This is a genomic window from Sphingobium sp. TKS, from assembly GCF_001563265.1.
Classification (GTDB): Bacteria; Pseudomonadota; Alphaproteobacteria; order Sphingomonadales; family Sphingomonadaceae; genus Sphingobium.
Window position 1 is genome coordinate 2426791 of record NZ_CP005083.1, and the last position, 12055, is coordinate 2438845.

General features: G+C 63.3%; 9 protein-coding genes. 1 reads left to right on the forward strand and 8 read right to left on the reverse strand.

Annotation, left to right across the window (positions count from 1 at the left end; all coding sequences use genetic code 11):
• Window positions 1–3: 3 nt before the first annotated feature.
• The 8 genes from K426_RS12150 to K426_RS12185 are packed head-to-tail and all read right to left on the reverse strand — an operon-like array spanning window position 4 to window position 11229.
• On the reverse strand, window positions 4–1155 hold the full coding sequence (locus K426_RS12150) for a thiolase family protein (protein WP_206377390.1): 1152 nt from the start codon (window positions 1153–1155) through the stop codon (window positions 4–6).
• A complete protein-coding gene (locus K426_RS12155; RefSeq protein ID WP_066557397.1) occupies window positions 1152–3227 on the reverse strand; it encodes a 3-hydroxyacyl-CoA dehydrogenase NAD-binding domain-containing protein in 2076 nt (691 codons plus the stop codon). The genes K426_RS12150 and K426_RS12155 overlap by 4 nt, the downstream gene beginning before the upstream one ends.
• On the reverse strand, window positions 3214–5292 hold the full coding sequence (locus K426_RS12160; RefSeq protein ID WP_066561722.1) for a PQQ-dependent dehydrogenase, methanol/ethanol family: 2079 nt from the start codon (window positions 5290–5292) through the stop codon (window positions 3214–3216). Before K426_RS12160 ends, K426_RS12155 begins: the two co-directional genes overlap by 14 nt.
• A 5-nt stretch (window positions 5293–5297) precedes the next feature.
• A complete protein-coding gene (locus K426_RS12165; RefSeq protein ID WP_066557399.1) occupies window positions 5298–6833 on the reverse strand; it encodes an AMP-binding protein in 1536 nt (511 codons plus the stop codon).
• Window positions 6833–8161 (reverse strand): MFS transporter, encoded by a 1329-nt coding sequence (locus tag K426_RS12170; protein WP_066561724.1) that lies wholly within the window; start codon window positions 8159–8161, stop codon window positions 6833–6835. The genes K426_RS12165 and K426_RS12170 overlap by 1 nt, the downstream gene beginning before the upstream one ends.
• A 36-nt stretch (window positions 8162–8197) precedes the next feature.
• On the reverse strand, window positions 8198–9424 hold the full coding sequence (locus tag K426_RS12175; RefSeq protein WP_066557401.1) for an acyl-CoA dehydrogenase family protein: 1227 nt from the start codon (window positions 9422–9424) through the stop codon (window positions 8198–8200).
• 23 nt (window positions 9425–9447) lie between these two features.
• Entirely contained in the window at window positions 9448–10188 is a 741-nt protein-coding gene (locus K426_RS12180) for an SDR family NAD(P)-dependent oxidoreductase (RefSeq protein WP_066557403.1), read from the reverse strand.
• Window positions 10189–10206: 18 nt separating this feature from the next.
• The gene (locus K426_RS12185) at window positions 10207–11229 is read right to left on the reverse strand and encodes a phosphotransferase family protein (protein WP_066557404.1); all 1023 of its coding nucleotides are present in this window, start codon (window positions 11227–11229) and stop codon (window positions 10207–10209) included.
• A 97-nt stretch (window positions 11230–11326) separates the two neighbouring features.
• Here K426_RS12185 and K426_RS12190 point away from each other — a divergent pair, with 97 nt between their 5' ends.
• Window positions 11327–12046, forward strand: coding sequence for a TetR/AcrR family transcriptional regulator (locus tag K426_RS12190; protein WP_066561725.1), 720 nt, complete (start codon window positions 11327–11329; stop codon window positions 12044–12046).
• The last annotated feature ends 9 nt before the right edge of the window (window positions 12047–12055 follow it).

Sequence of the window (12055 nt, forward strand, 5' to 3'; positions counted from 1 at the left end):
GGATCAGCTCCGCGCCAATATGGTGGTGGAATGATTGTTGCCGCCAAGCCCCGCGACGGCGCAGAGCTTCGCGTTCGGCACCTGCCGATCGCCTTCCTGCCCGCGCAATTGCCGCACCGCCTCGATCAGCAGGTTCATGCCCGGCACATAGCCGCCCGACATATGTCCGCCGCTGGTGTTGATCGGCATGCGCCCGCCCGGCATCCCATGCCCCGCAGCATAGAAACGCGGCCCTTCGCCCCGCTCGCACAGGCCCAGCATCTCGGTCTGCACCAGCGCAGAGATGGTGAAGCCATCATAGATCTGCGCCAGATCGAGGTCCTTGGGATCGCAGCCCGCCATGGCATAAGCGAGCTTCGCCGACACCTCACCGGGGAAGTCGTAGGTGCAGGGCGTCTGGGTGAACAGTACCCCCTGTGGCCAGTTGTTGAAGCCCAACCCCAGCCCCTGCACGCTCACCACCGGATGGGGCATGTCGCGGGCTTCCTCTATGGCGCTCACCACATAGGCGCCGCCGCCATCGGTGGTGAGGCAGCAATCCGCTGCCCTGAGCGGCGTCGAGATCATGGGCGACTGGCGATAGGCGGCGAGGTCCATCGGATCGCGCCGCTGTGCGCTTGGCGTCAGCACCGCCCAGGCCCGATAGGTCATCGGGATGGCGGCCTGATCCTCCTCCGTCATACCATATTCATGGGCATAGCGGTTCGCCATGCTCGCAAAATAGGTGGGCTGGCCGAAGAAGCCGACCGGCATTTCGATCCCTGCCTTTTGCGGCTCGCGCGCATGGAAGCCATAGACGCCGCCCGGCTTGGTCGACTGGATCGCATAGGGCACCAGCACATGCCGCGCCAAACCTGCCTCGATCGCCATCTGCGCCAGTTGCAGCGCCTGCCCCGAAGTCGCCGTGCCACCGACGCTGTCGGTCGTGGCGCAAAAGCGCTTCTCCCCCGCGCCGATGGCAAAGGCGACCTCGTCCGATCCATGCCCCGCATATTTGTTGGAGATATAGCCGTCGATGTCCTTCGGCGTCAGGCCCGCATCGGCAATCGCCGCGAGGCTGGCGCGGGTCATCATCTTCATGACCCCTTCCTCGCCTTTACGGAGGAAGGGGGTTTCACCGACCCCGGTGATGGCGATGCGGTTTCCCTGTATCATGCGTCCTTGAACCCCTTGCCTTGCGCCACCAGCCGCTCGATCAGTGGAGAGGGCTTGAATGCCTCGCCATGGGCGGCTTCCAGCGCCTTCAGCTTCTCCAGCACCACGGGAAGCCCCTGCAAATCCGCCCAGAACATCGGCCCGCCCCGATATTTCGGCCAGCCGTAACCGGTGATCCAGACGATATCGATGTCCGACGCCCGTGAGGCGATACCTTCGTCGAGAATGCGCGCGCCCTCATTCACCATGGCAAAGAGGATGCGGTCGTGGATTTCCCCGTCACTCACTTCGCGCCGGGCGATGCCCTGCTTCGCGGCGAAATCCTCGATGACCTGCATGGCGATGGGGGAGGGCGTCTGCTTGCGGTTCTCGTCATAGTCATAATAGCCGCCCTTCGTCTTCTGCCCATGGCGGCCCATTTCGTTGAGGATTTCCCGTACATTGGCGGAACTGGTCGCGTCCCGATTCCAGCCGACGTCGAGGCCGACCAGATCGCGCATCTGGAAATGCCCCATGGCAAAGCCGAAGTCATAGAGCACCTTGTCTACTGCCCAGGGCGTCGCGCCTTCGAGCACCAACTGATCTGCCTGCGTGTTGCGCGCCGCAAGGATGCGGTTGCCCACAAAGCCGAAGCCATTGCCCACCAGCACGCCGATCTTGCCGATGGTCTTGGCCAGCTTCATCGCTGTGACGGTGATTTCGGGCTTGGTATCCTTGGTCCGCACCACTTCCAGCAGCTTCATGACATTAGCGGGCGAGAAGAAGTGCAGGCCGACGACGCTTTCGGGCCGCTGGGTGGCGGCGGCAATGTCGTCAATGTCGAGATAGCTGGTGTTGGTGGCAACGATCGCACCGGGCTTGGCGATCTTGTCGAGCTTGGCGAAGACCTCTCGCTTGACGTCGAGATTTTCGAACACCGCCTCGATGATGAGGTCGCAGTCGGCCAGATCCTCCATCGCCACCGATCCGGTCAGCAGGCCCATGCGGCTGTCGACATCCTCGGGCTTCATCTTGCCCTTCTTCGCGGTGGTTTCATAATTGCCGCGAATGATGCGCAGACCCCGGAACAGCGCTTCTTCGTTCGTCTCCAATAGGGTCACGGGAATGCCGGCATTGGCGAAGTTCATCGCAATGCCGCCGCCCATAGTGCCCGCGCCGATCACACCGACCTTCTGGATTGGCAGGATGGGCGTGTCGGCGGGAATGCCGTCGATCTTGGCCGCCTGCCGTTCTGCGAAGAAGACATGGCGCTGGGCGGCGGACTGGCTGTCGGCCTGAAGCTCGTTGAACAGTTCGCGCTCATAGACCATGCCCTCGTCAAAGGGCTTTTCCAGCGCGCCCTCGATGCAGCGGATGATATGTTCGGGCGCCTTGAAGCCACGGAATTTTCTGGCATTGGCCTTGCGGAAGTCCGCGAAGATTTCCGGCTTGCCGCGTGCTTCATCCAGCTTCTCGGTACGGTCGCGGACCTTGAGCAGTGGACGCTTCTCGTCGAGTACGCGCTGCGCAAAGACGATGGCCTCGGCGCGCAGATTGCCCTCCGTCGCGAGTTCATCGAGCAGCCCCATTTCCTTCGCCGCCTTGGCGCCGACCGGCGCGCCGGAAGTGATGAGGTCCAAAGCCTTCTCCACCCCGACGATGCGAGGCAGACGCTGCGTACCGCCAGCGCCGGGCAGCAGGCCCAGATTGACTTCGGGCAGCCCGCATTTGGCCGAAGGCACGGCAATGCGATAATGCGCCACCAACGCCAGTTCTAGACCGCCGCCCAGCGCCGTGCCATGGATGGCGGCGATCACCGGCTTGGACGCATTTTCGACAACCAACTGGAGATTGCGCAGGGTCGGCTCGACCGGCGGCTTGCCCAGTTCGCTGATCTCGGCCCCTGCGAAGAAGGTTCTTCCTTCGCAGATCAGCATCATCGCGCCCACGCCACTATCGCCGATGGCCGTCTGCACCGCGCCCGCGACGCCCTGCCGCACGGCATTGGAGAGCGCGTTCACGGGCGGCGAGTTGACCGTGATGACCGCGATTGGGCCTTCCACCTCATAGGTGACGACGTCATTGACCTTCATTCAAGCCTCTATGTGTCTGGGCGCCCGGCTTGGCAGCGGCTTGCGTTGCCAAAACCTCGCGGGCGCGTTGGCGGAAATAATGTTGCAGACTGGTGATTTCGGTGTCGGTCAGTTCCTCGAAGCGCGGCATGCCCCGTTCGCGCAAGATGCCCTTGTGCAGCACTTCTTCGAAACTGGCCTTGTCGAGCGGTACGCCGGACTGGAGCAGGTCCGGCGCCATGCCGCCCGACACCGCATTGGCGCCATGGCAGATGGAGCAGCGCTGGCCGAAAACGGTCGCGCCGGGGGCGGCCTTGGCAGGATCGACGGCGAAATCGGGCATGTCGATGACCGGCGTTTCGACGGGCTGCACCGGTGGCAAAGCAGCCTTGCCATCAAGCGAGAAGGTGAGGACGCGCCATTGCTGGGTGCGGTAGTTCCATTCATGTCCAATGCCGGTGGCGCTGGGGAAACGCGATCCCGCAATCACCGTCACATATTGCTTGCCGCGTGCCCGATAGGTGATCGGCTGCGCCATCACGGCTGTCTGCGCATCGAAGAACCAGAGCGGCGTCCCGTTATTCGCGGCATAGGCGACGAACTTGCCCGCCGCATTGCCCTGAAACAGCAGATTGCCCGCAGTGGTTGCCGTGCCGCCGCCACCGCGAATGCCCTGCATCGGCACGCGCCACGCCTCGCTCTGCGTCACCGGGTTCCAGGCGAGCAGGAAGCTGGTCGCGGGCCGATCCGGCACCACGTTCGGAGGCGGCGCGCCCGTGCCGACACTGATCCGCTGGCCGTTCAGATGCTTCCAGCCCTGCAAGGACTCGGCCGGATCGATATAGACCCGCCCCTGATCCATGGTCGGGATATAGACGAGGCCGGTCCCCGGATTGAACGACATCGCCTCGATATTATGCGCGCCGAAGGGGGAGGGGTAGACGATCGCCGCCTTGCCGCCCGGATAGCGCGCCGCCGGATTCTCGATCGGCCGCCCGCTCTTGATATCGATCCCGCTCGCCCAGTTGACGGGCACGATGTTGCGGGCGGAGATCAGCTTCCCCGTCTCCCGGTCGATTACATAGAAGAAGCCGTTTTTCGGCGCGTGCATCAGCACATCGCGCTCTTTCCCGCCGATCTTGAGCCGGGTCAGCTCGATATCCATCGCGCTGTTGAAGTCCCAAGTCTCGCCGGGATTGGTCTGATAGTGCCAGACATATTCGCCCGTATCGGCATCCAGCGCGACGATGGAGCAGAGGAAGAGATTGTCCCCGCCGCCCGGCGAACGGATCTTCTGGTTCCATGGAGAACCATTGCCGATGCCGATATAGATGCGGTTATATTTGGGGTCATAGGCCATGGCGTTCCACGCCGTCCCGCCGCCGCCATATTTCCACCACTGGCCGGTCCACGTCCGGGCGGCCATCGCCATCGCTTTATTCTCGAAGCCCAGCTTCGGATCGCCCGGCACGGTGTAGAAGCGCCAGAGCTGCTTCCCCGTCTGCTGGTCATAGGCGGTCACATAGCCCCGGACCGGCGCGAAGTCCGCGCCGCCATGGCCGATGATGACCTTGCCCTTGAACACCCAGGGCGCGCCGGTGACATAGCGCTCGTCATCCTTGCCGATGGTCTGCGCGGTCCAGACGGGATGGCCGGACTTGGCGTTGATCGCGATCAGCCGCCCGTCGATGGTCCCGGTAAAGACCATGCCACTGTCATAGGCGATGCCTCTGATGCCCCAGGCGGCGCGCATCTTCTGCCCCGCGACCTTCCAGCTTTGCGGATCATAGGTCCACAATTCCCGGCCAGTCGAAGCGTCCAGCGCATGAATAACGCTATAGCCCGAGGCATAATAAACGACGCCATCCACCGCGATAGGCGCGGAAAGGCTCGACCCGCCACCGCTGATGTCATGATACCAGGCGAGCTTCAGCTTCCCGACATTGCGGTCATTGATCTCGGTGAGCGAGCTGTAATGGTTCTCATCGATCCCGCCATAGCCCGGCCAGTCGCTCCCATCTCGCCGGGCTTCCCCCGAAGGCGCGCAAGCGGCGAGCAACAGCAGCAAGGGCAAGACAAAACGCATGAAGCTCAACCCCCGATGGTGCGATCAGAAGGCCAGAAGCGCTGGCGCAGCGCCTTCTTGTTGACCTTGCCCATGACGGTGCGGCCGATATCATCCACCATCTCGTAACCGCGCGGGCATTTGTAACCGGCGAGGTTGGCGCGGCAGAAGGCGTTGAGTTCTTGCGGACTCGGCGGATCGTCCGCATCCTTGGGAATGACCAGCGCCCGCGCTTCCTCGCCCATTTCCGCATTGGGTGCGGCAACCACGGCCACATCCGCCACCTTGGGATGGCGCAGCAGCACATGCTCGGACTCGGCGGGATAGATGTTCACCCCGCCGCTTACGATCATGTCGGACACGCGGTCGGTGATGAAGAGATAGCCCTCCGCATCGACATAGCCCATCTCGCCCAGCGTAAAGACGCCCGGCGCGATATGGGCGGCGGCCGTCTTTTCGGGATCGCCGCGATAGACGATGCCATGGCCGCTGGTGTCGCGGAAATAGACCTGTCCGACTTCGTTCGGCCCCAGCAACTGCCCATCCTCGCCATAAATCTCCGTCTCGAAAGGCGGGAGCGCCTTGCCGACGGACCCCGGCCGCTCCAGCCATTCCTGCGAGGTGATGTAGGTGGTCGATCCCGCCTCGGTCCCGCCATAGGCCTCGACCAGCACCGGCCCGAACCAGTCGATCATCGCCTGCTTCACCGCACGCGGACAGGCCGCGCCGGTATGGGCGAGCCGCTGGATGCTCGACACATCATATTTGGTGCGGATGTCTTCGGGCAGAGCCAGCATCCGCTGGAAATGCGTCGGCACCATCACCGATCCTGCGACCTTATATTTCTCGATCAGTGCCAGCGTCTTTTCCGCATCGAAATGCTCGACGGTAATCAGGCTCATGCCGCCAAAGACATTGCGCGCCATGCCGAGCGGCCCGGTATGATAAAGCGGCCCCACGGCAATGCCGGGCGAAGGCGTGATCTTCGATCGGATCGCTTCGGCCAGAGCCTTCACCGTGGCAGCGCGCGGGAAATATTGCGGCGGCGTCTCGGTGGCCTTGGGTCGTCCCGTGGTGCCGGACGTATAGTGGAGATGCGGCAAAGGTGGCACCTCAGGATCGGGTTCAGCGGTCGAAGCCGCCGCGATCCAGTCCTCCCAATGGATGACATCTTCACGATCAGGGCAGCGCCAGCCGATCACCGTCTTGACGCCAGCCTCAGCGGCTGCGGCAAGCCCGGCCTCCATCGTCTCCGGCCCGACCAGCAGCGCCACCGCGCCACTGTCCTTCAGAATATAGGCGGCCTCCGAAGGCGTCAGGTGAAAGCTCACCGGCACGCTGGAAATGCCCGCCTCCAGACAGGCGACATAGGCGATCACTGTCTCGGCGCTGTTGGGCGCGAACACCGCCACTCGCCGCTCGGTCAGGTCGAGGCCATTGAGCGCATTGGCCGCCCGGTTGAGCAGCTCATCCAACTGATGCCAGTCATAAGTCACCCGCTCATCGGCAAGGGCGAGTTGGTCACGACGCGCGGGATCGACCCCGCCAAGGCTCAAAGACATCAAACGTCCTTTCGGGAAGCAATGGCGGGCGCCAGATAGCGCAGCGCCATGCGGAAGGAGATCAAGGCGATCACCGAACAGACCGTCACCACGACGGCGAGCGACTGTCCCAGCGCGCCCTCATCATGGAACACATATTCGGTCAGCGCCGCGACGATCGCCGGCCCCGCACCGAGGCCAAGGATCGTGAAGACGAACAGGAAAAAGGCCAGCATCCGCGCCCGGATCGTGGCTGGCGCGATCAGCCCCATGACCGACGACACATAGACCATGAACGGCACGGTGATGAACTGCGCCACGCAATAGCAGGCCAGGAACACATAGACGTTGGTGGCGAAGAACATATAGCCGACCACCGGCAGGAAACCGATGATCAGCCAGCTATAGAAGCGCAAATGCGCGTCCTTCATGCCGCCGGAAAAGAGCCGGTCGACGATCCAGCCATTCACCACCAGCGACACGGCCGACACGATGTTCATCATGCTGAGCGCGAGGCCATATTGCACCGGCTTCCACCCGAAATGCCGCTCGATATAGGCGGGCACCCAGTTGGTCATCGAATAGCCGCACATGGCGAGGCAGGATGTGCCCACCAGCATCAGCGCCAGCAGCTTCCAGTTGCGCGAAACGAAGGTTCGGATTTCGCCCGAAGCCGCCATTGAAGCCGCGCCCGGCGGTTTCCTGCGGCCCGGATCGGGAAAGGTGAACAGCAACAGCGCGAAGATGATCCCCGGCAAGCCCACCATCATCATGACCAGCTGCCAGGGCTGCGCGGGGCCATGAAAGGGAATGTGAATGCCGGTATGCGCCGTCGCAAAGGCAATCGCGACGCCTCCCAGCGCAAAGGCCGTCGCCGACCCCACTTTGCCCGCCATCTGGAAGGTCGAGGTCGCCCGCGTCAGCAGGCGCGGCGGAAAGGCGTCGGCAATCAGCGAATAGGCGGCAGGTAGCAGCGCCGCTTCCCCCACGCCCACGAAAATCCGCCCGATCAGCAGCGCCTCATAGGTCTGCGCGAAACCGCAGGCCGTGGTCGCGATCCCCCAGATCACCACGCCGCCAAAGATGATCCAGCGCCGCGAAAACCGATCCGAAGCCCAACCGAGCGGCAAGCCGAAAACTGCATAAAAGATGGCGAAGGAGGTCGAAGTGATCATGCTGATCTGCACGTCGGACAGCAGCAGATGCGCCTTGATCGGCGTCACCAGCATCGACACGATCAGCCGGTCGACCCAGCTGAGCACGTACAGCCCGAACAGAACCGCCACCATCCACCAGGCACTGCCGAGGCCGGGGTTGGCCCGGCTGTCGGCTTGGTTCTGCGGGGTCATCAGCATGATCCTTCCTCGCCTTTCCGGTTAAAAAGTTCAGCGCACCGGCAATTGGTTGAGTTCAGCAATCTTGAGCTTGCCAAGCTGCGCCATGTGAACCTCGTCCGGGCCATCCGCGAAGCGCAGGTAGCGCGCATTCATGAAGGCGGCGGCGGGTGGGAAATCGCTCGAAATGCCGATGCCGCCGAACACCTGCATGGCCCGATCCGCCACCGTCTGGGTCATGCGCGGCGCGACGATCTTGATGGCGGCGATCAGGTCCTTGGCGATCTTGTTGCCATAGCGGTCCATCGCATCGGCGGCCTTCAGCGTCAGCAGCCGCGCCTGCTCAATCTCGCAGAAGGAGAGGGCGATATCCTGCCTTATGCTCCCCTGATCCGCGAGCTTGCGCCCGAAAGCGACCCGGCTTTCCACCCGCCGCGCCATATATTCCAGCGCCCGCTGCGCTTGCCCGATGAGCCGCATGCAGTGATGGATACGGCCCGGCCCAAGTCGTCCCTGCGCGATCTCGAAGCCGCGCCCTTCGCCAAGGATCAGGTTCTCCTTGGGCACGCGCACATCCTTGAACACCATTTCCGCATGACCGCCGGGCGAATGCACGGCGTTCATCACATCGAGCGGGCGGATGATCTCGATGCCGGGCGTGCCGGCCGGGATCAGGATCTGCGAATGCTGCTGGTGGCGCGGCCCGTCATTGGGGGTCTTCCCCAGCAGGATGAAGATTTTGGTATTGGGATCGAGCGCGCCCGAAATCCACCATTTGCGCCCATTGATGACGTAATCGTCGCCATCCGCGATGATGGTGGTGGCGACATTGGTCGCATCCGAAGAGGCGACCTCCGGCTCCGTCATCACATAGGAGGAGCGGATCGTGCCATCGAGCAGCGGCTTCAACCACTTCTCCTGCTGCTCCGGCGTGCCGTAGCGGGCCAGCACTTCCATATTGCCGGTGTCGGGCGCCGAGCAGTTGAAATATTCCGACGACCCGATCACGCGCCCCATGATCTCGGCCAGCGGTGCATATTCCAGATTGGTTAGGCCGGGACTCCATTCGCCATATTCATGCGGCAGGAACAGGTTCCACAGACCGGCTGCCTTGGCCTTGGCCTTGATCTCCTCCGTGCCCGGCCAGCGCTTCCACAGGTTCGCCGGGTCATGGTGGAAATGGTCGCGCTCTTTCTCGATCGGATAGACATGGGCGTCCATGAAATCGATGAGCCGCGCTTGCAGCGCTTTCACCTTATCGGAATATTCGAAGTTCATCGGATGATCCTTCTTGGAAAAATTCAGGTGAGCGTGAGGCCGCCGTCGACGACCAGAGTCTGCCCGCAAATATAACCGGAGAGGGGAGAGGCGAGGAAAAGCGCCACGCCCGCCATCTCCTCGACCGACCCGAAGCGGCCCAGGGGAATCTTCGCCAGCGCTCGGGTCCGCCGCTCGTCATTGTCCATCGTCACCTTGGTCATCTTGGTATCGACCAGGCTCGGCGCGATGCCGTTGACGCGGATGCCGTCGCCCGCCCAGGCAATCGCCAGCGCCCGCACCAGATTGACCGCGCCCGCTTTGGACGCCGCATAGGCGGGGTTGCCGAAGGTCGCCTTGAACGCGCCGATGGAACTGACGACGATGATCGCCCCCTTGGCGGCCGCCAGCGCTTCCCGGCACAGATTGGAAATATGCAGGATGGAGTCGAGATTGACCGCCATCACCTTGTTCCAGCCCTCGGCCTCGAACTCCTGCCGCCGGTAGAGCACGGCCCCCTGCGAATGGATCAGCACATCGAGCCTGTCGAAAGGCACCGGCGCCGCTGCAATCGCTGCCGCATCGCTGACGTCGACCTGCGTATAGCCGACGCCTTCGAGGTCGGAGCCTTCCTCGCCCGCATAGTCGGCCGCGCTGGTCCGCGTGCCCCAGACATGCACCTGCGCACCGCGCTGGCGGAAGGCCTGCGCCATGCCGTTGCCGATGCCGCTCGATCCGCCGACCACCAGCACCGTCTTTCCGGTGAAGTCGAGTTCGTTGGTCAAAGGGGATTCCTCTTCATGTCAGCGGATCAGCGCTTCAGCGCGCTCGAAAAGATGGATGGCGCGGCCGTGGAGCTTGTCGCCGGTCTCGCGCGGCGCCTTGCCAGCGCAGGCGCGGGCGTAAGTGCCCTCCAGCAGGATGCCGAGCTTGTAGCAGGCCAGCACATGATACCAATCGACAGCCGACAGATCGCGCGCCGATCCCTCCGCATAGCGCGTGACCAATTCGCCCGCGGCCGGGAACCCATTCCAGGGTTTCACCGATACCGTGCTTTCCGATTTCCCATCCGGCCAGGTCGCCAGCACCCATCCCAGGTCCAGCAGCGGATCACCGATCGTCGCCAGTTCCCAATCGATGATCGCCGCCAGTTCCGGCCCATCATTGCGATACATCACATTGGCCAGATGATAGTCGCCATGCATGATGCCGGGCATGAAGCGGTCGGGCCGATGCCGTTCCAGCCAATCCCCTACCGCGCCGACGGAGGGCAACGCCTCCGGCCCCGTCCACCCGTCAAACTCGCCATAGCCCGCAAGCTGCGATCGCCAGCGATCGACCTGCCGCCCGAGGAAATTCTCCGGCTTCCCGAAATCGGCCAGGCCCAATGCCTGATGATCCTGCGCGCCCAGGGCCGCGATCCCATCCACCAGAGCCAGCCCCATGGCATGGCGCATCGCCGGCGAACTGGCATGGGGTTCGGGCAATTGTCCCACCGGATTGAAGCCATCCACCGGCTCCATCAGATAGAAGGCGACGCCCAGCACGCTCTCATCGCTACAATCCGCGATCAGTCCCGGATGCGGCACTGCTGTCCCGGCCAAAGCGCGCAGCACGCGTGCCTCCCGCCGCATCGTCTCATTGCTGTTGGGACGGGGATGCGCGGGCGGGCGACGGAACACATAATCGCGCCCATCACGGCTGAAACGCAGCAGGATGTTCTGCGTCCCTCCCGCAAGCGGCGTCACGTCCATCAACGGGCCGGAGCCAAGCCCCTGATCCGTCATCCACGCCGCCAGCGACTCGATGTCGACCGCTGATTCCACTTAGGCATCCCTCACTTTTATCGACTGTTCACCCGTCGATTAGATCAATTGGATAATGCACTTGACGAACGCGCTTGGCAATGAGAAAAATGCACACATGGTCAGACTTCAACTTGCCAAGGCCGATGACGTCACGCGCAGCGCCGCTGCGGAGCAGCTCAAGAAGGTCGCCCTGCGCCTGTTCGCGGAACGGGGCGTGGATGGCGTCACCGTGCGGGAGATCGCGGCGGCGGCGGGGCAGAAGAATCACGGCGCTGTCGGCTATTATTTCGGGTCGAAGGAAGCGCTGGTGCGGGCCATCGTCATGGACGGCGCGGTGGCGCTCGACCGGGAACGCAACGCCGCGCTCGACTCGCTGGAGCGGGAGGGCGGACCCCGCACGATCCGGGAGGTCGTGGATATCCTTGTCCAGCCGGTTCTTGGCCTGCCCGATGAGCATTATGTCCAGTTCATCGTGATCTTCGCAATGACCCACAGGGACATGATGCTGGACGCGATCGATCCGGCGTGGAACATCGCCTATGGCCGCTGCCTCGATCATTTGCGCCGCCTGATGCCGCATCTGTCGCCTGGACTTCAGAACCAGCGCTTCGTGTTCATGGGCGCATATATCAGCGCGGTCCTTTCGGCGCGGCAGCGCGCCCTGGTCGACCATAGCCGCGCGCATCCGATGTGGGGTAGCGACTCCAGCCTCGAACATTTCATGCAGTCGCTGGTCGCCCTGCTGGACGCGCCCGCCGATCTCCCGCAGGAAATGCTCGACGGTATTGGTGGAGGCGCGGGCGCAATCCCCGAGCAGCCGGGGCCGGTCGGCTGAGACGGGCGC